Below are 19,416 nucleotides of genomic sequence, written 5' to 3' on the forward strand. Positions count from 1 at the left end.
TTTTTTTTAATTAAGCTTGGCTGTTAGTAAGCTTCTTTGTGTACTGACTGTACTGCACGGCCTGAAGGATCTGCGTTGTTAGCAAAGCTTGCATCCCAAGCAATCGCCTCAGGGGTTGAACAAGCCACAGACTTACCATGAGGCACACATTCTGCAGCTGAATCTTGTGGGAAGTGCTCTTCAAACATACTGCGATAGAAGTAGGCTTCTTTAGTATCAGGGGTATTAATTGGGAAGCGGAAGGCCGCATTTTCCAATTCTTGGTCTGATACTTCCAATTCAACCAATTCTTTAAGGCTGTCGATCCACGAGTAACCCACACCATCAGAGAACTGCTCTTTCTGACGCCATGCCACTTCTGCAGGAAGGTAACCTTCAAAGGCTTCACGAACAATGTGCTTCTCAATCTTGTCACCAGCACACATTTTGGCTTCCGGGTTGATACGCATCGCCACATCCATGAACTCTTTATCAAGGAAAGGTACGCGACCTTCGATGCCCCAAGCGGCTAGTGACTTGTTGGCACGGTTACAGTCAAACATGTGTAGTTTTTCAAGTTTACGAAGAGTTTCTTCGTGGAATTCTTTAGCATTGGGGGCTTTATGGAAGTACAAGTAGCCACCAAAAATTTCGTCAGCGCCTTCGCCAGACAATACCATTTTAATGCCCATGGCTTTAATTTTTCGAGCCATTAGGTACATAGGGGTAGAAGCACGAATAGTGGTCACATCGTAGGTTTCTAGGTGGTAGATAACGTCTTTAAGCGCATCAATACCTTCTTGAACCGTGAAGTGAATTTCGTGGTGCACCGTACCTAGGTGATCGGCTACTTTTTGCGCCGCTGCTAAATCAGGAGAACCCACTAAGCCCACTGCAAACGAGTGAAGTTGTGGCCACCATGCACCAGAGTTGTCGTTATCTTCAACTCGCTTATCGGCATACATTTTGGTGATTGCCGAAATAACTGAAGAATCCAGGCCGCCTGACAGCAATACACCATAAGGTACGTCACACATAAGCTGGCGTTTCACGGCGGCTTCTAGCGCAGTTTTCAGTTCTTCTACACTGGCTTCGTTGTTCTCTACATTGCTGTAGTCCATCCAGTCGCGTTTGTAGTACTTAACTGGCTCACCTTGTTTACTGTATAAGTAGTGGCCAGGAGGGAACTCAGCAACGGTTTTACAAATCGGCGTTAGGGCTTTCATTTCTGAAGCCACGTAGAAGTTACCATGTTCGTCGTAACCGGTGTACAGCGGAATAATACCGATGTGGTCGCGGCCAATTAAGTAGGCATCTTCTTCTGAATCATAAAGGCAGAAACCAAAAATACCATTGAGATCGTCTAAAAACTCGATGCCTTTTTCTTTGTATAGCGCGAGAATAATTTCACAGTCTGACTCGGTTTGGAATTGGAAATCTACCTTAAGCTGTTTCTTCAGATCTTTGTGGTTATAGATTTCGCCGTTCACCGCCAAGGCGTGGGTTTTCTCGGGATTGTAAAGAGGTTGTGCGCCGGTATTAACGTCAACAATGGATAGACGCTCATGCACTAAAATGGCATTTTTTGAAGTGTAAATACCTGACCAGTCGGGGCCACGGTGGCGTAAACGCTTAGACATCTCTAGTGCTTGCTTACGTAATACACTGAGATCAGATTTAATATCTAGAACTCCAAATATGGAACACATACTCTTCCCTTAAACTTCTTTGTGTTTGCTCTCGTATAGATGACAAGGTGCATATATACAATTTATTGCCTTCAATTTGCCAATATCAGAAATTATTGCAAGCCTTGATTGATATTTTTTACCAAAAAAAGCCAGAAAACTAATAATATTTAACAAACTGGCTATTTTTGTAAGTCTATTTACAAGATTTAGGGCTTATTCTGCAGTTTTTTTGTTAGCAATCAGTTGTGAGTGAACATGCTCCGCAAAACCCGCACCGGCTTCGTTGTACAAGTTGAATACCTCGTCTGCGCCAAGGCGTTTCAGCTTTTCTGCTTCGTCGGCAAATTGGGCAATGGCTGCAATTTTGGCGTTAAACTCTCCGCTCTTAAGTTGCTTTAACGCGTACTGATTACCGTGGTGATGGGGCATGGCTAACAATACTAACTTTAAGTCTTTGGAAGGAGCCAGTTTTTCCCAAAAATCGGAGTCGGTGGCATCACCTTGAATAACTGCGCGGCCGCTTTCAATTTGGTGCTGAATTTTGTCTAGGTCGGTATCTATGCCCAGTACCAAATCGGGGTAATATTGCTGCAGCATATCGTAGGCTCCTTCACCAATGCGGCCCATACCGAGTATAACAACTTGCATTTGGCCTAGTTCAATGGGCTGATCTTCTAAGTGCAGTTTCTTACGTTGTAAGCGCTTTAGTTGCGGGCGTAAGGACTGATATAAAATGTCGGCGTTTTTATGGATGGGGCCGATACCAAAAAGCTTAAGCTTACTGCTACCGCTAATATGGCCATCCATTCGCTTCCTATCCAGCCTTGATGCACTGCCACTGCGGTAATAATCAAGCCAAACTCACTGTAGTTGGCTAAGCTGAGAGCGCCTAAGAAAGCGGTGCGCGAACGTAGCCGAAAGGTCAGTAAATACAACAAGTAAAAGGCCGATTTGAGCACCAACACAAGCACTAAAAATAGCGCTATATAAATCGATTCAAGACTCAGTTCGCTAGATAAACCAATGGATAAGAAAAAGGCGACTAGGAAGAGTTCTTTGAAACTGAACAGGGCTTTAGCCATGCCGCTAGCAGCTGGGTGGCCTGCGAGCAACATGCCTACAATTAATGCACCTAGATCGGCTTTTAAGCCCACCATACTAAACAGGTGGGCGCCTACCACAAAGGTGAGGAAGAAGCCCATTACCAATTGTAGTTCGCCGTGGCCAACCCGATTTAATAAACGGTAGAGGAACGGTCGTAGCGGTAACAGTAATAACAATAGCGGTGCATAAATGGTAGGTAGTTTACCAGTAGTGCTGGCCAGAAAGACCACCGCGAAGATGTCTTGCATGATCAGAATACCGATGGCAACACGGCCATACAGGGCATTCATTTCACTCTTATCTTCCAGCGCCTTTACCGCAAACACGGTACTGGAAAAACACAGCGCAAAGGCGATGACTAATATGCCGTTACTTGAAAGCTCACTAATGCTGCTAATGCCAAGCCACTTAACTGCCGACAGTGCGCCAACAAATAACACCATATTAGTGATCATGTGAGCACTGGCGGTGCCCCAGACTTCTCGTTTGAACAGGGTGCGAATATCTAACTTCAAGCCCACGGTAAATAGCAGCAAGGTCACACCAAGATCGGCTGCAGTAGAAATTAAATCATTCTGTTCAAAGCCAATTTCACGTAGTGCAAAGCCTGCCGCTAAAAAGCCGATTAAGGGGGGCAAATGCGCTAAATGAGCGAGTAAACCGGCTAAAAAAGTAACTGTGATGAGTATCGAAATATCCATTAAGACTCGTTCTAATTATATTATGTCGATAGCGGCTACATTAGGATAAACATAGTTTGGCCTAAAGGGTACCATTTCAATATCTTGTTCTTTGCTTACGCCTGAAAGTACCAATATGGTTTCTAAGCCCGCTTGAAAGCCTGCCAGAATGTCGGTACGTAAGTTGTCACCAATAATTAAGGTTTGTTCTGCATGGGCACCCATTTTGTTTAGTGCTGCGCGCATAATCCAAGCACTGGGTTTGCCTACTACAAAGGGTTTACGCCCAGTAATTCGCTCGATTGGGGCGCATAAAGCACCACAGGCCGGACTCATATTGGGTCCATGAGTGTCGGGGTTGGTGGCAATAAACTGGGCGCCTTCGGCGACGAACCTAGCCGCGTGCTGAATCATATTCCAGTTGTAATTCTTGGTTTCGCCAACAATCACAAAGTCGGGGTTAATATCGGTGATGGTAAAGCCTGCACTATACAGTTCGTGAATTAATGCACCTTCGCCTATCACATAGGCTTTATTACCCGATTGGCGTTTTAAAAAGTCAGCGGTGGCCATTGCAGAAGTATAGAAACAGCTTTCTGGAATGCTAACACCCGCAGTCTGAAAGCGGTTTTGTAAGTCTTGCGGTGTTTGCGCTGGGTAATTGGTTAAAATCACCAGTTTGGTGTCGTTAGCCAGCAAGCGTTCGATGAAGGCTTTAGCGCCATCAATCAGTTGATTGTCGTGTAATAAGACCCCATCAATGTCGCAAATAACGGCTTTACTCATTGTTTTTCCTTAACAACTTTATTTTTACAGCATCAGGGTAACGTAGTGGGGCCAGAAAGCGCTAGAGAAAAAGTAACTTTCTGGCAACAAATAGATTATATTCGTTATTATCCAAGCAGTTAAAAGGAAGGTCTGATGCTTAATATTAAACAATTTGTGAAAAATATCCCCAAGGTGGAATTGCACCTACATATCGAAGGCAGCCTTGAGCCTGAATTAATGTTTAGTTTAGCAGAACGCAATGCTATCAGCTTACCTTATTCATCTGTAGAACAGCTAAAACAAGCCTATCAATTCAATAATTTACAAGAGTTTCTTGATTTGTACTATCAAGGTGCTGAAGTGTTGCAGACCGAGCAAGATTTTTTTGATTTAGCTTGGGCTTACTATCAAACCTGCCAGCGCGACAATGTATTACATACGGAAATCTTTTTTGACCCACAAACCCATACCGAGCGAGGCATAGATATCGGTACGGTGATTAAGGGTTTGATGCGCGCTAAACAGCAGGCTTATCAGCAATTAGGGGTAAGTAGTGAGTATATCTTGTGTTTCCTACGTCATTTATCTGAAGAGTCGGCTATTCAAACGCTGAAGGCGGCTAAACCGTATTTATCCGATATTGTTGGGGTAGGCTTAGATTCTAGTGAGCAGGGGCACCCACCAGAGAAATTTCAGCGGGTATTTGCCATGGCTAAGCAACTGGGACTCGAGCGCGTTGCCCATGCGGGAGAAGAAGGCCCCGCTGCCAATGTGAAAAATGCTTGGCAGCTTTTAGATGTGAGTCGCATCGACCATGGAGTACGTTGTTTGGAAGATGAGGAGCTCGTTGCACAATTAGCCGAGGCCCAAATACCACTAACCGTATGTCCTTTTAGCAACGTGAAGTTAAAAGTGGTGTCTAACTTAAGTGAGCACCCATTGCCTGACATGTTAAGTAAAGGGCTGGCTGTAACCATTAACTCTGATGACCCGGCTTACTTTGGCGGTTATTTATTGGCAAACCTAGAAGCTTGCGCCGAGACCTTTGCTTGGACGGCCCAACAAATTGCCGATTTATGCCTAACCGCGGTACAAGCCAGCTATGCTAGTGAAACGCGAAAAAGAGAGTTAAGTCAACTAATTGACAACTACTTAGCGGAGTTTAACTAGGCTAACTTGTGTTTTTTACGGTGCTCGCCATAGTTAGTACAGAGGTGAATGACTAGGAGAAAAACCATGTTTGTTGTACTGTTTCGTTGGAAACTCAATGAAGAGCATCTGCAATCTTTTAAAGAGGGCTGGTCTGAAATTATTCACTATAACATCGACAAATGTGCAGCCTTAGGTTCGCGTCTACACAAGGCTTCTGATGGTACGTGGATTTCTTATTCGCAATGGCCCAGTAAAGAACATTGGCTGCGCTCTAAAGAAAGTGAACCGATGGTGGCTGAGGCTAGGCAAAAAATGCGTAAAGCGATTTTATGGCAAGATGAGCCATTGTTAATGGCGCCGCAGTTAGATCATTTTGTGTCGACTAGCTTAGAGGCCGGAAGTTCGATTATATAAACTTGCCCGTCCAGTTTACTTGCTTTAGCGCTTAAGCTCAGTAAACTGGCGCGCAGTTTAATAAATTCTAAAGGCTGTATTGGTAGGCTATGTCTAAGTTTGCGTCTCAAGCATTTTCAATCTCTTTTTCAAAAGCGTGGTTGGCCCCTAAGTATTGGGGAACATGGTTGCTCGGCGGCCTACTTATTTTATTGGCTTTTGTTCCGGTAAAGTTACGTGATCGCATAGCGGTGGCCGTGGCCAATCGCTTATTTAAGCTTAAGGCTTTAAAGAAGCGGCGCGCCATTGCTGATACCAACCTCGCTTTGTTTTTCCCCGAGATGAGCGCCGAACAGCGTGAGCGCTTAATGCTGAAAAATGTGCAAATATTTGTGCAGTTAATTTTTGGCGCCGGTGAGATGACTGTTCGTTCCACAAACTATTTGCAAAATAGAATGGTCATCGATGGGGAAGAGCATATTCATAGGCTTGAGGCTAACAATGAGCGCTTTATCGTATTGTTGCCGCATACCTACCCGGTGGACTTTATTGGCGCTTATTTCTGTATTCATGGCCATGACATGTGCACCATGTTCAAAAAAACTGGCGATCCCATTGTTGATTGGGCAATGGCCAAGCAACGCACTCGATTGGGCGGAGTGATTTTTGAGCGAGATGCGGGTATTAAAACTCTGATTAAGGCGGTTCGTGCTGGTTATAGTTGTATCTATTTGCCCGATGAAGATTTTGGACCAGAGGCTAGCTTAATGACGCCTTTATTTGCGGCGAAAAAAGCGACTCTGCCAGTGTTGGGTAAAATGGCTCAACTGTGTGATGTCAAAGTCGTGCCTGCTTATGCTGGCTATGATAGTGAGTTACATAAGGTGAAATTATATATCCACCCGCCTATGCAAGACTTCCCCAGTCAGGATGTGGCTCAAGATACCTTACGCATGAATCAGGAAGTGGAAAAGCTGATCCTTCGTTCACCTGAGCAATATATGTGGTCGTTGAAGCTATTGCGCACCGTTGAAGGTAGCGATCAGCCTCGTTACTAAGTTTTAGTTTTGTTCCACTAGAGCTTGGTTTTTATAGCGGCGCACTAAGGCCACAAAATCATTAGCCTCGCGGTCGAGAATGGTTTGGTCAATCAGCAAATCATAGCCGGTGAGTTCGCGGAGTTTTTTCATTCGATTGGCAAACATACCACTTAAGCCGGTGTAGATTTTACCAGTGCTGGATTTGTAATAATCATCTTCAATTAAGTGCTCACTGACTTGGCTGTCTTGGCAATGGCTGCAGCTTCGTTTTAAAGAGGCTAGCAGTGCCGCTCGCTGCTCGGTAAGTAAGTGGGCACAGAGCCGCGGTGATAAGCTGTCTAACACAAAGTCAGGTTGGTTTAACCTTAGCCCAACGTAATTCATTTCTTGCCAATTTAGGCCATCGTGTAAACGCGGCACATCTATTCTTTGCAGCTCTGCCCATGGAAGGCACCAGCCCCCATAACGGTGGTGAAACTGTAGATGGTCATAACACAGTATCACCGAGTAAACTGGCTGCATCCATTTTTCTACGCCAACGCGGATCCCTAAATAAGCGAGAAAGAGTAAGACCGAGGCCAGCAGGGAGACCAACATCGCCGGTACGTATAAGGTACTAATGCCAGCCAATACCAGTATTGAGCCTAACGCCACTAAGCTTTTGGCGTTGTTGCTGGCTTTGCTTCTTATCCATATTGACTTAGGCATGGCGTTTACCTCATTGGTGGCTGTTAGTTATCTATACGGACCGACTGAGTAAAACGTTTATTCCGGTAAACGGTGTCTTAGTTATTGAGTTTGGCTTTGGCCGCCTGTTTAGCATTGAATATGGCCATTTGCTCATCGCTAGCAGGTAGTTGATGATGGGCTTTCCATTCGCTGTAAGGCATGCCATAGACTTTTTCTTGTGCCTGTTCATAAGTCATTGATTCGCCATTTTCTTCGGCTGCGGCCATCATCCACTTTGCTAGGCAGTTGCGGCAAAAGTCAGCTAAATTCATTAATTCGATATTCTGCACTTCTTTGTGCTGATCCAAATGGGCCAGTAATCGTCTAAATGTGGCGGCTTCTATCGCTTGTTGTTTGTCCATGTTTACATCCTTTGTCGGTAGTTTTAGGCTTAATAAAGAGCAAAAAGCAGCGTTATAACGCTGCTTTAGCCTAGTGTGAGTTACGGCGGGATTAACCCTTGGTGAGCAAGTTATTTAAGTTAATGATAGCGGCATTTGCCCGTGATACATAGTTGGCCATCACCAATGAATGGTTGGCCACTAAACCAAAGCCAGTACCATTTAATACCATTGGGCTCCAGACCGTTTCTTGAGTGGCTTCAAGTTCTCGAACGATTTGGCGCACTGCAACAGTGGCATTTTTCTTTTCTAATACCCCTTTAAAATCAATTTCAATGGCTTGGAAGAAATGCAGCAAAGCCCAAGCTTCTCCCCGAGCTTCATAAAATACGTCGTCAATTTCCCACCAAGAGGTTTTTACTAAGCTCTGAGAAGGAGAAAAGGTGGATTGGGCCGCGCCTTCTTCACCGGCCAAGTTGGTATTTAATCGGGTTCTACCCACCGATGCCGAGAGCTTTTGTGACATGCTGCCAAGGCGAGATTGCACCTCGTTTAACCAGTTTACTAGGTTGTCGGCACGGGCATAAAACTGCGCATTAGGATCGGTAGGGTTCGCCAGTTCAGAGCGGTAAATTTTAAGCGCATCGATGGCGTCTTGATACTCGCGCTCGGCACTGGGTAACTGCCAACTGGTATTATCAATATTAAATTTAGGCTGGGCTATTTTTAACTGTGGATGCTCTACCGATTGTGATTGCGAACGACTAAAGTCTTTACGCATGATTAAGGATAAGTCTCTCACTTGGTTAAGTGCGCCAAGCTCCCAGCTGGGCATGTTGTCCATAAATACACTAGGAGGCATTTTGTCGTTACTTAAATAGCCTCCTGGTTTGTTTAACAGCGTCTCTGCCACTAACATCAGTGCGCTAGTGGTAGCGTAACCGGTAACAATTTGTTCGTCATTGGCGGCGGCTTGTTCCGTCATATAGTTTTTTATATCGACGCGGTCTGGCTCACTGCTCCAGATAACGGCAATTACGTAGTTAATAATGAATAAAATAAAGAAAATTATCGCTAGTTTGCGACCTGTTAACTGGAACATTAGCTAACCCTCAACAGTATGAATGTTCTCAGCATAGCCAAGTGATGAATTTAATCAACAGCTTATCAAGAAACTTAAGCGAATCATTAGCGTCTTGGCGGTGAGTTTATAGTAATGCATGGCTGCTGTAATAAATCGCGAGAAGTAAGTTGAGTTAACAAGTATAAGATTTGATATCAATACTGATTTCGACACAATAAACTAAGTATTTGTTTATATGTGGAGGTAAATTTTTATTGGGCTACGTAAGCAGTGTGCTTGAGAAATATCATGTTGTTTTGGGTGGTTGTAGTAGCCCTTGGTATTTGCGTCGCTAAGCTGACAACGGCAGCCGAACTTTAGACCTTGGGCCGCTATTTTTCTCGATTATCGGCATGCTGACGAAGCTATGCTAGGCATCAGTGTGGCGGTAAATCATTATGCTAAGCACTATGCTCGTTGGGGATGTTATCTCGCTTATGCTAAGTCGCAGCAGCAACAATTAGAGCGACCTTATGCCGAATAGGTATTGCGTGAATTAAGCCTGTTAGGATTGGGCTTAAGCTATAGCATAAGCAATGATCTTAGTGTGTATTGGGGCGCTAGCATGCTTGATGAATCGACAGACAATAGCGATGGTCTCCACCGAAAGTGAAGCGCAGTGGCATCATTCTCGCGATAGAAAGTGGGGCCGACTTAGGCTTGCGTTGGGCTTTTAGTCGCCACTGGGCCTTATCGCTTGGTTATATTAGCAGCGTTGACGGCGGTATATTCAGCTTTGCTTATCGCGCTTAATAAACTTGCTGAACAAACCCTAAAGCTTAGGTTAATCGAGCTGACAGCTGAGCAAGATTCCCGGCTGTTCTAGACGGCATACTTGGAGTTGTTGCTCGGTGATTAAGCCATAGCTGGCAGGCCAGTCTTGACGCGGCATAGATACCGAGCCGGGGTTTAATTGAAAATGCGAGCCTTGACGCTCGGCTTGAGGAATATGGCTATGGCCACTCACTAAAATGTCGCCTTCGGCTAGCGGCGGTAGCTGGCTTGGACCATAGTTGTGGCCATGACACAAAAAGGCCTTTCGTTTGCCAATTAATAGCTGGTTATACTCGCCTAACAAGGGAAACTGACACAGCGCTTGATCCACTTCGCTATCACAATTTCCTCTTACTGCAATAATTTGTTCCGCCATTTGGTTTAAGGCTTCAGCCACTTTCAGTGGCGCGTAGTGCTGTGGCACTGGGTTGCGCGGTCCATGGTTTAGTACGTCTCCTAAGCAAATGAAGTGTGAAGCACCACTTCGCTCGAAGGCGGCTAAGGTGAGTTGTAAGGCTTGGTAGTCACCGTGAATATCAGAGCAAATAAAAAGCATGAGATAATCCTATTACTAGTCGAGTTCAGCTAAGCACTAGGCTACAGAGTTTGTTGTGTTGAGAATAGGTCACATTCATCGAGTAATTTTTGGGCAAGGGCTTTTGCCAAGGCACGATGTTGTGTTTCATTTAAATGTACGCCATCTTCCAATCTTGCTGTTACATGTTTCGCTACATCAAGATACTCACAGTTTAGCTCTACGGCTAAGCGTTGGTAGTAGCCACTCAAGTCTTGCGAATGATGTTCTGCGCCTCGAAACAATTCGGCAAAGCTGCCGCTCTGGTTAATGGCTAGCGGTGCAAGTATCAGTATCTTGGGTTGCTTAAGTTGCTGCTGTGCGCAATGCTCCGTTAATTCCTTCAGCATTTTTTCTAAATTGGCGGCGACTTGCTTGGCGCTTAAGCCAAAAGCTGGGAATAAATCGTTGGTCCCTAACATGATGATAAGCCAGTCTGGGCGTTGTTGGCGTAATTCGGCCAGCAAATCGTCAATGCCACTGCGAAAGCCAAACTCTATAGCATTTAGATAGGTGGTACGTCCGGGTAAGCCATTTTCTACAACTTGCGCTTGTTTGCCGATTAATTTGGCTAACACGCCAGGCCAGCGTTGATCTTGAGTAAAACGCTTCCCGCTATTGGCTTGGTAGCCCCAAGTATTTGAGTCGCCAAAGCAGAGTATTTTAGTCATTTGATTTATCCAGTTATACCGTGAAGCGGCTACAGCAAGCGAGTCGCTACTGTAGCCAGCAAAGTCAAACAGCACTTTGATCTAGTTTGATTTTGGGCTTTTTAGCAACCGAGCGGGCATAAAAAAACCTGCATAAGCAGGTTTTACCTTGAAGGCTTTGATCGATTAGCTTTGTTTTTTTACAAATTTCGATTTAAGCATCATGCTGCCGTGACCATCTACTCTACAGTCGATGTCGTGATCGCCGTCGACAAAACGTTTAATCACGGCTTTCGTTCCTACTTTCAATACAAGAGAAGAGCCTTTCACCTTTAAATCCTTGATTAAGGTCACTTTGTCTTCTTCAGCTAGTAAGTTGCCAACAGCATCTTTTAATACCAACGCATCAGGGTCTACAACTTCTTCATTAGGATTCCACTCATGAGCACATTCCGGGCAAATAAGTAATGAACCGTCTTCGTAAACATAGGCCGAATTGCATTTAGGGCATGGAGGAATATTGCTCATGGTAAGTTCTCTTTTATCTTCATTTAGCTGACTTAGCTAGCGTTGTTGTGGCTAAGTCAAAGTGGTGTTGGGCAATTAATACCCAGCATTTGTGCGGGCATTATATGAAAAATTGCTTCACTCAGCTAGCCGTATGCTTGGTTTAGCTGCTTCATTGGTGGTTTGAGCCCCGAACAAGCTCATAGTGCGAGGGAGCTAAAATAAATAGCTAGCCACTTGGCTCAACAGAGATTAATAAATGAATGAAGTGTAATAAGCCAGGTCAAATGGTATTTCATTATAAATAATATGTTTGTTATTTATTATTGTTGATTTAAATAACATTATGGATTTCCTGCTTGTTTTCACTTGATTTATTTAGCTGGGCGATTGATCTATCTATTTTCATGTTGCTTGACAGTAAGCCTGGTGACAATGAATACGGTGAGTCACCTAAAGCGGTTTTCGCTTAATCACCCAGCTGCCATGGCAAAGCCTGACAGGGTTTTAGCCATGTTGCTCTGTTTATTTTTATTTGGCACTGCGATTAACAAAATGTGTTGTCAGTGGCGCCAATCATCAAAAATAGGCTTGCTAGCCGCGAATAATTCGATAATTCTGCTATCTCGGGTTAGACTCAGTTTAAACCCTAACACCTGAGTTGATATGCAAGCCGAACAAATTGAAATTGCAGGATTTCTTAGTCAATATCCCCCGTTCTCTCACTTACCCCAAGACACTATCAATAATCTGGCTCAAACAGTTGAAGTGGCCTACTACCGCGAAGGCGACCAAATTTTACGCTTTGGCGACCCCATCCACGATTTATTTGTTATTCGCACCGGTGTGGTTGAGGTATACCGTCGCAATGGTGAATTGTATAACCGCTTAACGGAAGGCGAAGTGTTTGGACAGATGGGGCTTCTGGTAAAAAATCAGGTGCGCTTTCCGGCTACTGCGGTGCAAGACTGCCTTATTTACTGCATTCCCGAACAGTATTTTGAACAGTTGTATACCGAGTTTGAGGAGTTTGCGGACTTTGTTGCCATTGAAGATAGTGCACGCATGCGCAACGCGGTTGCAGAGCAGGCTAACCCTAATGATATGACCACCTCAAAGGTCAAGAATCTGCTTCACTCTGAAGCGGTGATAGCGAATCGTAATATTAGCATTCGGCATGCAGCAGAGCTGATGGATGAGAATAACGTGTCGTATTTGTTGTTAGAAGACCCTGAGCTGCAGCTGGACGAAGACAGTGATGATGGCCGAATCGTTGGCATTATTACCGACAGCGATTTTCGTTCGCGGGTATTGGCCGTAGGCTTGGATTATCAAACCGAAGTGGGCGAGGTAATGACCACTGGTTTAAGTGCACTCGACCACAATGCTTATGTGTATGAAGCGATGTTAATGATGTTGCGTAACAATACTCAGCATCTTCCTATCGTACGAAAGCAGCGTCCTATTGGGGTGGTGTCTATCGCCGATATTTTACATTACGAGTCACAGAGTAGTTTGTTATTGGTACAGTCGATTTTTCGTGCCCAGAATCGCGAAGAGTTAGCCCAGTTAGTACCCCAAGTTCAAGATTGTTTCGTTCGAATGGTGAATGAAGACGCTAACTCTCATATGATTGGCTCCGCCATGTCGGTAATTGGCCGAAGCTTTAAACAGCGTTTGTTAGAATTAGCAGAAGAGCTATTGGGTGAGCCGCCAGTGCCTTATTGCTTTGTGGCTTTGGGCTCAATGGCTCGAGATGAGCAATTAATTGTGACTGACCAAGATAATGCGCTTATTTTAGATGATGCTTACCAGAGCGACTTGCACCAAGGTTATTTTGAGCAATTAGCCGAATTTGTCTGTGATGGTTTGAATGAATGCGGTTACGCACATTGTAGCGGTGGCATTATGGCCAGTAATCCAGAATGGCGAATGACCTTGGCTCAATGGGAAGAGTGTTTTAGTAATTGGATCGACAACCCAGATCCTAAAGCCTTGCTTAACTGCAGTATTTTCTTTGATTTAGACGGCGTATGGGGAAGGGTAGATTGGGCCGAGCAACTTAAAAGTTTCATCGCGCGGCGCGCCCGCCGTAATAATCGCTTCTTGGCTTCAATTGCTCGTAATGCGCTTAACCGTACTCCACCACTGGGCTTCTTTAAAGACTTTGTGATGGAAAAAGATGGCAAGCATAATAACTCGATAAATCTCAAGCGTCGTGGTAGTGCGCCTTTAGGCGATGTAATTCGAGTACATGCTTTAGCTATTGGTTCACGCGCGCAAAACTCATTTGAGCGCTTAGATGAGGTGATAGAAGCAGGTATTTTGCCTAAAGGTAGAGGACAAGACTTACGTGATTCATTAGAATTTATTTCAATGGTACGGATCCGCCATCAGGCCATCGATATAGAGTCGGGGAACGAACCCGATAACAATATTGAGCCCGAAACGCTTTCAGATTTTGAACGTCGCCACCTTAAAGATGCCTTTCAAATACTCAGCAATGCGCAAAACTTCTTAAAATACCGTTATCACTCAAACCGTTCTGGAGAGTCCTTATGAAGCTGAGGAAGCTCCCGGCTTTTTTCCCTTTTAGTCAACCGGGGAAGGATTGGCAGACTGAATACCAGCGCTGCGCCGAACAAGCCAACGATGCCAAGCTAAAGCATTTTTATCAGCAAGGCATGATTGGCGGGCATACTCCTTTGAGTGAAGTGCCTTTTGTTGCGCTGGATTTAGAAACCACCGGCCTTGATGCTCAACGTGACGATATTGTTAGCATTGGCTTGATACCCTTTGATATGCGCAGAATTTATTGCCAACAAGCAAAGCATTGGTTGGTGCGGCCTTTACCGCCACTAAATAGTGAATCGGTGATTATTCATGGCATCACCCATAGTGATATTGCTGATGCGCCCAATCTCAATCAAATGATAGAACCTTTACTAGAGGCGCTAGCGGGGAAAGTGGTGGTGGTGCATTACAAGACGATTGAGCGAAACTTCTTAGCGGAGGCTTTTAAGAAACGGTTGCATGAGGAATTTCGTTTTCCTTTAGTTGATACCATGGAAGTAGAAGCCAATATTCATCGTCAACTAAGCCGCAGTTGGTGGCAAAATTTGCTGGGGAAAAAGAGTTTTTCACTGCGCTTGGCCGCTAGTCGGCAGCGTTATGGTTTGCCTCATTACCAGAGTCATCATGCTTTGGTTGATGCTCAAGCAACAGCAGAATTGTTTATGGCTCAGGTGAGACACCACTTGAGTGTCGATGTAGCGATAGATACCCTGTGGCGCTAGGCCACAGGGTCGCTTGGAGTTTAGAACTTCTCAGTACTAAAGCCTTTAATTAGGCTGACACACATTAACAACAACACAATAGTGAATGGTAGGCCGGTTGAAATCGCACCGGCTTGCAGCGCTTCAATGGCTTCTGTTCCACCTATCCACAGCAGTGCTGCAGCAATGGCGCCTTCTGCGCTAGCCCAGAATACACGTTGAGGGATCGGCGCATCAATTTTACCGCCAGCGGTAATGCTGTCGATAACCAAAGATCCTGAATCCGACGAAGTAATAAAGAACACCAATACCAAGATAATTGCGATTACCGATAAGATTTGGCTGCCTGGTAGGCTTTCAAACATTTGGAACATGGCCAAAGAAACATCGGTTAAGCCTTCGTTAGCCAAACTACCTACGTTGTTGATCACCTGATCTAAGGCTATACCACCGTATACACCCATCCACACAATGGTGACGAGAGTAGGCACGATTAAGACAGCGGTTAAGAACTCGCGAACTGTGCGGCCACGAGATACTCGAGCGATGAACATACCTACAAATGGTGACCAAGAAATCCACCATGCCCAGTAGAATACAGTCCAACCTTGGAACCAAGCTTCATCGGGACGGCCATGTGGGTTACTCAGTGGAATAAAGTTTTCAGCGTAGGCCATCAGCGTTTGAGGAATGGTATGAATAATGATTGATAGGCCATCAAACATAACAAACAACAACAATACCAAAGCGATGATCATGTTAAGGTTACTTAGCACTTTAACGCCGCCATCGATACCACGAATAACCGAGATTATGGCGAGCAGGGTAACAAAGATTATCACACCTATCTGCATACCTATGCCGCCGCTTAAGCCGAATACGTGGTGAATACCACTAGCGGCCTGTTGTGCCCCTAAACCTAAGGATGTTGCTAAACCAAATAAGGTGGCAAGCACCGCTAGAATATCGATGATGTGTCCAGGCCAACCCCAAGCGCGGTCACCTAGTAAGGGGTAGAAAATCGAGCGAATCGACAATGGCAGCCCTTTGTTAAAGGCGAAAAATGCCATAGACAGTGCAACAACACCATAAATTGCCCAAGGGTGCAGCCCCCAGTGATACATGGTGGCGCCTAGCGCTAATTGTGCTGCCTGTTCGGTCATTGGCTCAACACCCAAGGGGTTTTATACCAAGCGGTCATGTAGGCAACTGGCTCAGCCACACTCCAGAACATTAGGCCAATCCCCATGCCCGCAGCGAATAACATCGCAAGCCAAGAGAGTCGTGAATGCTCAGGCTTAGCATTGGCTCCACCTAAACGGATCCGTCCAAACGGCGACACGATGATCCCTAGGCAGAATATAACGAAAATGTTACCTGACCACATAAACAGCCAATCGAAGCTTCCAATCAGTTGCCATTTAAAACCGTCTAAAACACTTTTGGCACTGGCCGCGTCACTAACCAATACACCAACTAGGAACAGCAAGATAAGTCCGGCACTAATGCCAAACACGGGGTTATGAACATCAAACCCCCATCGTTGGACATTATCCTGTCCAACGGTATAGTCAGTATTGTTAATACTGTACTTGTCATGTTTATCTGACATGTTATCTCCTAAATAACATAATACGACTTTTAAGGTCGCTAAGGCTTTGTTGCTTCGGGAAACAGCTTTTTCGCTGTTGTGTTGACGTGATCAATGCATTTTGCATATCTACAAGGGTCGATAGCATGTCGCCAATCCAATAGAGAGAAAGCTATTACCTGAATGGGTGTGAATTACTTAGTGATCTAAACATTCGCCATCAAACTTGTCAAACCGTAAGCGCCTGTTTTGTCGCCAAATACGCGATGGTAAATAAGAGGATATTTTAGATTTGTACGATAAATAGCCACTATGAGTTTGGGGCCAAGCCAGCCACCATGCGGATTGCTTCGTGATCTAAGTAATGTGTTGTAGAAAATATCAGCGGGTTTAACTGGTTTTTTGTTTAATCTAAAATTTTATCATTCCCTGACTTTAGTTTTAGTTTTCTCATAAAAGATATTGAGTTATTTTAGCTACTTTAGGATGTAAGCTGGCTAAGCAAGGACAGTGTAGATGTTTGAAAGCTATGGTGTGGTTAATATTTGGACTTACGTAGCCGGTTTAATTGTGATTATTTTGGCACCTGGCCCTAATTCTCTCTATGTATTAAAAACTGGTGCTAGCCAAGGTATTGCGGCGGGTTATCGGGCCGCTTCTGGGGTATTGATAGGGGATGCCATTTTAATTTTGTTGGCTTATCTGGGCGTGGCTTCTTTGATTCAAACGTCTCCCTTGTTATTTACCGTTATTCGATATCTAGGTGCTGGGTACTTGTTGTATTTAGGGCTGGGATTAATTTGGGCTCATTGGGGGCGTACGTCACAGCCTAGCGAGTATATTAAGCCGAAAACAGAAAAGGTATTTCGTAAGTCATTGAGTTTAAGTTTGACTAATCCAAAAGCTATTTTGTTTTACGTATCGTTTTTCATTCAGTTTATCGATAACAGCTATCACAGCACTTGGATTTCTTATTCAATTCTTGCGTCAATTTTGGAGTTTTGTAGTTTTACTTACCTCAGCATACTGATCCTCTTGGGGAGCTCTTTAACCCACTATTTTAAGCAAAACAAAACACTGGCTAAGTTGGGGAACGGGGCGCTGGGCTTGTTCTTTATGGGTTTCGCTGCCCGTTTAGCTAGCCTTCACTAGTGGCAAAGCTAGGGGGCGGCTGATGAAAAGATGGCTTGTATTTGGCTGCTATAAGAACACTCAGGGTTAAGCCAGAGACGACTTTCAAACTCGTAAATAGTTTGTTCTGACGCTTCTAAGAAACGCCCACCTAGAACGCCTTGCTGTTGGTAATACTGGTAGCTGTATTCATCTGCTAGCGCGTAATCTACGCGCATCTTAGCTGCCATTTTGAGTGCCTGAGCCAGTGAGTTTACATAAATAGGTCTTATGCCTGATTGCAGCAGTTCTTGGGTCACAATGGTTCCTTCCATACTGCGTATCAGGGCCACTTCCCGCCCTTTTAATTCACTGAATGTTTGCCATTGGAAAGGGGCTTTTTGTTTCACTCGGTACAAATGGAAAGTTAAGCGCTCAAGGCTTGTTGCCACTGAGGGGTAATTTTCGAAACCCAAGGGTGGGGCAAAGCTGGCGCACCAATCACCTTCTTGTAAGGTTCTTTGCACTCGAACCAGTGGCATGAATATCGGCTTGGGAAGTAGCGCATAAGGGGCCGTTTTAGCGGTAAGTTCAGCCATCAAGAGACCACCGTCAGGATGTTCTTCGGTGGTAAAGGGGGGATATTCAATGGCTAATACCGGAAACTGCTCATTTTCTTGCGCTACGGCTTCATGGATTAAAGCCCAGTAGCATATCAATATAGAAATGAGCCAGAATTTGTTTTTCAAAATACCATTTACCTATCAATTTCAATTATGTTTAGCAGTGCCGAAGTGGCTTATATTTTAGGAAATTGCCCTTGGTGATTGGGCGAAAAAATCGACACTAAGTTTCGCCCCAAATGTTTACTGGTATACATAGCATGATCGGCACGTTGAATGACTTGCTCAGGCGTTTTATCTTCAATTTTGAATGTCGATAAGCCTATGCTGATAGTGACCTTAATCGGCTGCTGCTGCCAAATACAGGGTTGGGTTGCTACGCGCTGGCAGAGTCGGCTAGCTAATTGGTAGGCTTGGTCCAAGTTGGCATCGTGCAATATTATAGCGAATTCTTCTCCGCCAAGTCGCCCTAGGGAATCAACCTGACGAATGGTTTGTTGGCACAGCTCTGTCACATGTTTAATCACCGCATCGCCGGCTTGGTGGCCAAGGCTATCATTGACTGACTTAAAGCGATCTATATCTAACATTAACAAACTGACATCTTGAGTATCCCGCAGAAATTGTTGACGTTTGTTATAAAGCGCATTCATAAAGGCACGGCGATTAAGTACCCCTGTTAGTTCATCGGTTTCAGATAGGGCTTTTAGCTGTTTCTCTAAGTAGTGGCGCTGGGTAATATTTCGGGCGGTCCAAAGCACGGTTTTTTGGTCATGGTAGCGCTCAGCCAAGGGCTTTATTATGCCTTCAAACCATAGCTCTTTGGGCGGTTCAATGTCGTCAGGAAACCGAATCATAGTGTCGTTATTAAAGTGGTAGTTCACTATGACCGTTTTATTTTTTTTAATGGCTTGCTGAATATAGGAGAGAAATAGTTCGGCGGATTTCAAAGGCATTACATCATGTAGGTATTGTCCCACATAGGCTTTGCAGTCAAATTGGGTGTGGTTGTCTTGCCCACCAAAAACCTCTAAATATTGACCTTGTTCAGAGAAAACAAAGACGTGCTCGGGCAGTGCGTCGAGTAAGAGATAGTAATGTGATGCCAGCGTGTACTCATCCATGATGTTGCATTCGCAAAATTAGAGAGTGATCTAATTTTAACACTTAGTTGAGTATTTGCTGTTTCGATATATAGCTATCTCTTTGTAATTCCTCATTGTGTGTAGTAGCGCACTTAAATTAGTTAAGCTTTAGCGCTTGCTCACCGTAGCTAAGAGCTTTCGCTGAATAACAGGGTGTTTGATTGTAA

18 protein-coding genes and 1 pseudogene are annotated in these 19,416 nt (G+C 44.6%); 6 read left to right on the forward strand and 13 right to left on the reverse strand.

Annotation, left to right across the window (positions count from 1 at the left end; genetic code table 11):
- Positions 1 to 23 precede the first annotated feature (23 nt).
- The 4 genes from asnB to AR383_RS00905 all read right to left on the reverse strand — a co-directional run bounded on the left by asnB (position 24) and on the right by AR383_RS00905 (position 4,240).
- A complete protein-coding gene (gene asnB, locus AR383_RS00895) occupies positions 24 to 1,688 on the reverse strand; it encodes an asparagine synthase B (protein ID WP_055731424.1) in 1,665 nt (554 codons plus the stop codon).
- 195 nt (positions 1,689 to 1,883) lie between these two features.
- Positions 1,884 to 2,477, reverse strand: coding sequence for an NAD(P)-binding protein (locus AR383_RS22555; RefSeq protein WP_335338371.1), 594 nt, complete (start codon positions 2,475 to 2,477; stop codon positions 1,884 to 1,886).
- The gene (locus AR383_RS00900) at positions 2,375 to 3,475 is read right to left on the reverse strand and encodes a cation:proton antiporter domain-containing protein (protein ID WP_335338372.1); all 1,101 of its coding nucleotides are present in this window, start codon (positions 3,473 to 3,475) and stop codon (positions 2,375 to 2,377) included. Before AR383_RS00900 ends, AR383_RS22555 begins: the two co-directional genes overlap by 103 nt.
- 15 nt (positions 3,476 to 3,490) lie before the next feature.
- A complete protein-coding gene (locus tag AR383_RS00905; RefSeq protein ID WP_055731425.1) occupies positions 3,491 to 4,240 on the reverse strand; it encodes an HAD-IIA family hydrolase in 750 nt (249 codons plus the stop codon).
- 135 nt (positions 4,241 to 4,375) lie between these two features.
- Between AR383_RS00905 and AR383_RS00910 the strand changes: the two genes are divergently transcribed.
- The 3 genes from AR383_RS00910 (at position 4,376) to lpxM (ending at position 6,825) form a co-directional block, all read left to right on the forward strand.
- Positions 4,376 to 5,392 (forward strand): adenosine deaminase, encoded by a 1,017-nt coding sequence (locus AR383_RS00910; RefSeq protein WP_198150197.1) that lies wholly within the window; start codon positions 4,376 to 4,378, stop codon positions 5,390 to 5,392.
- Between the two features lie 66 nt (positions 5,393 to 5,458).
- Positions 5,459 to 5,788 (forward strand): antibiotic biosynthesis monooxygenase family protein, encoded by a 330-nt coding sequence (locus tag AR383_RS00915; RefSeq protein ID WP_055731426.1) that lies wholly within the window; start codon positions 5,459 to 5,461, stop codon positions 5,786 to 5,788.
- Between the two features lie 89 nt (positions 5,789 to 5,877).
- Positions 5,878 to 6,825, forward strand: a complete 948-nt coding sequence (gene lpxM / locus AR383_RS00920) for a lauroyl-Kdo(2)-lipid IV(A) myristoyltransferase (RefSeq protein ID WP_083481447.1) — start codon at positions 5,878 to 5,880, stop codon at positions 6,823 to 6,825.
- A 3-nt stretch (positions 6,826 to 6,828) separates the two neighbouring features.
- On the opposite strand, the gene AR383_RS00925 is transcribed toward lpxM, so the two are convergent.
- The 6 genes from AR383_RS00925 to AR383_RS00950 form a co-directional block, all read right to left on the reverse strand.
- Entirely contained in the window at positions 6,829 to 7,515 is a 687-nt protein-coding gene (locus AR383_RS00925) for a DUF2982 domain-containing protein (protein ID WP_055731428.1), read from the reverse strand.
- A gap of 77 nt (positions 7,516 to 7,592) precedes the next feature.
- Positions 7,593 to 7,898: a DUF1244 domain-containing protein gene (locus AR383_RS00930; RefSeq protein WP_055731429.1), complete on the reverse strand. Its 306-nt coding sequence runs from the start codon at positions 7,896 to 7,898 to the stop codon at positions 7,593 to 7,595.
- Positions 7,899 to 7,989: 91 nt separating this feature from the next.
- A complete protein-coding gene (locus AR383_RS00935; protein ID WP_055731430.1) occupies positions 7,990 to 8,979 on the reverse strand; it encodes a DUF2333 family protein in 990 nt (329 codons plus the stop codon).
- An 805-nt stretch (positions 8,980 to 9,784) separates the two neighbouring features.
- Complete coding sequence (yfcE, locus tag AR383_RS00940) at positions 9,785 to 10,330, reverse strand: phosphodiesterase (RefSeq protein ID WP_055731431.1); 546 nt, start codon at positions 10,328 to 10,330, stop codon at positions 9,785 to 9,787.
- Between the two features lie 41 nt (positions 10,331 to 10,371).
- On the reverse strand, positions 10,372 to 11,019 hold the full coding sequence (locus tag AR383_RS00945; protein ID WP_157051615.1) for a GDSL-type esterase/lipase family protein: 648 nt from the start codon (positions 11,017 to 11,019) through the stop codon (positions 10,372 to 10,374).
- Between the two features lie 165 nt (positions 11,020 to 11,184).
- Complete coding sequence (locus tag AR383_RS00950; RefSeq protein WP_055731433.1) at positions 11,185 to 11,526, reverse strand: zinc ribbon domain-containing protein YjdM; 342 nt, start codon at positions 11,524 to 11,526, stop codon at positions 11,185 to 11,187.
- Positions 11,527 to 12,171: 645 nt separating this feature from the next.
- On the opposite strand from AR383_RS00950, the gene AR383_RS00955 reads away from it, so the two are divergent.
- Both AR383_RS00955 and AR383_RS00960 read left to right on the forward strand, forming a co-directional pair.
- Positions 12,172 to 14,067, forward strand: coding sequence for a DUF294 nucleotidyltransferase-like domain-containing protein (locus AR383_RS00955; protein WP_055731434.1), 1,896 nt, complete (start codon positions 12,172 to 12,174; stop codon positions 14,065 to 14,067).
- Positions 14,064 to 14,801: a 3'-5' exonuclease gene (locus AR383_RS00960; protein ID WP_055731435.1), complete on the forward strand. Its 738-nt coding sequence runs from the start codon at positions 14,064 to 14,066 to the stop codon at positions 14,799 to 14,801. Before AR383_RS00955 ends, AR383_RS00960 begins: the two co-directional genes overlap by 4 nt.
- Positions 14,802 to 14,821: 20 nt before the next feature.
- Here AR383_RS00960 and AR383_RS00965 read toward each other — a convergent pair.
- Positions 14,822 to 16,392 (reverse strand): annotated as a pseudogene (locus AR383_RS00965) (BCCT family transporter).
- A gap of 495 nt (positions 16,393 to 16,887) precedes the next feature.
- Between AR383_RS00965 and leuE the strand changes: the two are divergent.
- Positions 16,888 to 17,523, forward strand: a complete 636-nt coding sequence (gene leuE, locus AR383_RS00970) for a leucine efflux protein LeuE (protein ID WP_055731436.1) — start codon at positions 16,888 to 16,890, stop codon at positions 17,521 to 17,523.
- Between the two features lie 8 nt (positions 17,524 to 17,531).
- On the opposite strand, the gene AR383_RS00975 is transcribed toward leuE, so the two are convergent.
- Positions 17,532 to 18,230 carry a type 2 periplasmic-binding domain-containing protein gene (locus tag AR383_RS00975; protein WP_055731437.1) on the reverse strand — a complete coding sequence of 233 codons (699 nt, stop codon included), beginning with the start codon at positions 18,228 to 18,230 and terminating at the stop codon, positions 17,532 to 17,534.
- Between the two features lie 50 nt (positions 18,231 to 18,280).
- Entirely contained in the window at positions 18,281 to 19,228 is a 948-nt protein-coding gene (locus AR383_RS00980) for a sensor domain-containing diguanylate cyclase (RefSeq protein WP_055731438.1), read from the reverse strand.
- Positions 19,229 to 19,416: the final 188 nt, after the last annotated feature.

This window comes from Agarivorans gilvus, from assembly GCF_001420915.1.
Taxonomy (GTDB): Bacteria; Pseudomonadota; Gammaproteobacteria; order Enterobacterales; family Celerinatantimonadaceae; genus Agarivorans; species Agarivorans gilvus.

Excerpts from the sequence above, each read along its gene's own strand:
- AR383_RS00980 (WP_055731438.1), bottom strand. The coding sequence starts at position 19,228 with ATGGATGAGTACACGCTGGCATCACATTACTATCTCTTACTCGACGCA.
- AR383_RS00905 (WP_055731425.1), bottom strand. The coding sequence starts at position 4,240 with ATGAGTAAAGCCGTTATTTGCGACATTGATGGGGTCTTATTACACGAC.
- AR383_RS00930 (WP_055731429.1), bottom strand. The coding sequence starts at position 7,898 with ATGGACAAACAACAAGCGATAGAAGCCGCCACATTTAGACGATTACTG.
- AR383_RS00900 (WP_335338372.1), bottom strand. The coding sequence starts at position 3,475 with ATGGATATTTCGATACTCATCACAGTTACTTTTTTAGCCGGTTTACTC.
- lpxM (WP_083481447.1), top strand. The coding sequence starts at position 5,878 with ATGTCTAAGTTTGCGTCTCAAGCATTTTCAATCTCTTTTTCAAAAGCG.
- AR383_RS00950 (WP_055731433.1), bottom strand. The coding sequence starts at position 11,526 with ATGAGCAATATTCCTCCATGCCCTAAATGCAATTCGGCCTATGTTTAC.
- AR383_RS22555 (WP_335338371.1), bottom strand. The coding sequence starts at position 2,477 with ATGGATGGCCATATTAGCGGTAGCAGTAAGCTTAAGCTTTTTGGTATC.
- AR383_RS00910 (WP_198150197.1), top strand. The coding sequence starts at position 4,376 with ATGCTTAATATTAAACAATTTGTGAAAAATATCCCCAAGGTGGAATTG.
- AR383_RS00915 (WP_055731426.1), top strand. The coding sequence starts at position 5,459 with ATGTTTGTTGTACTGTTTCGTTGGAAACTCAATGAAGAGCATCTGCAA.
- AR383_RS00935 (WP_055731430.1), bottom strand. The coding sequence starts at position 8,979 with ATGTTCCAGTTAACAGGTCGCAAACTAGCGATAATTTTCTTTATTTTA.
- AR383_RS00945 (WP_157051615.1), bottom strand. The coding sequence starts at position 11,019 with ATGACTAAAATACTCTGCTTTGGCGACTCAAATACTTGGGGCTACCAA.
- AR383_RS00955 (WP_055731434.1), top strand. The coding sequence starts at position 12,172 with ATGCAAGCCGAACAAATTGAAATTGCAGGATTTCTTAGTCAATATCCC.
- AR383_RS00960 (WP_055731435.1), top strand. The coding sequence starts at position 14,064 with ATGAAGCTGAGGAAGCTCCCGGCTTTTTTCCCTTTTAGTCAACCGGGG.
- yfcE (WP_055731431.1), bottom strand. The coding sequence starts at position 10,330 with ATGCTTTTTATTTGCTCTGATATTCACGGTGACTACCAAGCCTTACAA.
- asnB (WP_055731424.1), bottom strand. The coding sequence starts at position 1,688 with ATGTGTTCCATATTTGGAGTTCTAGATATTAAATCTGATCTCAGTGTA.
- leuE (WP_055731436.1), top strand. The coding sequence starts at position 16,888 with ATGTTTGAAAGCTATGGTGTGGTTAATATTTGGACTTACGTAGCCGGT.
- AR383_RS00925 (WP_055731428.1), bottom strand. The coding sequence starts at position 7,515 with ATGCCTAAGTCAATATGGATAAGAAGCAAAGCCAGCAACAACGCCAAA.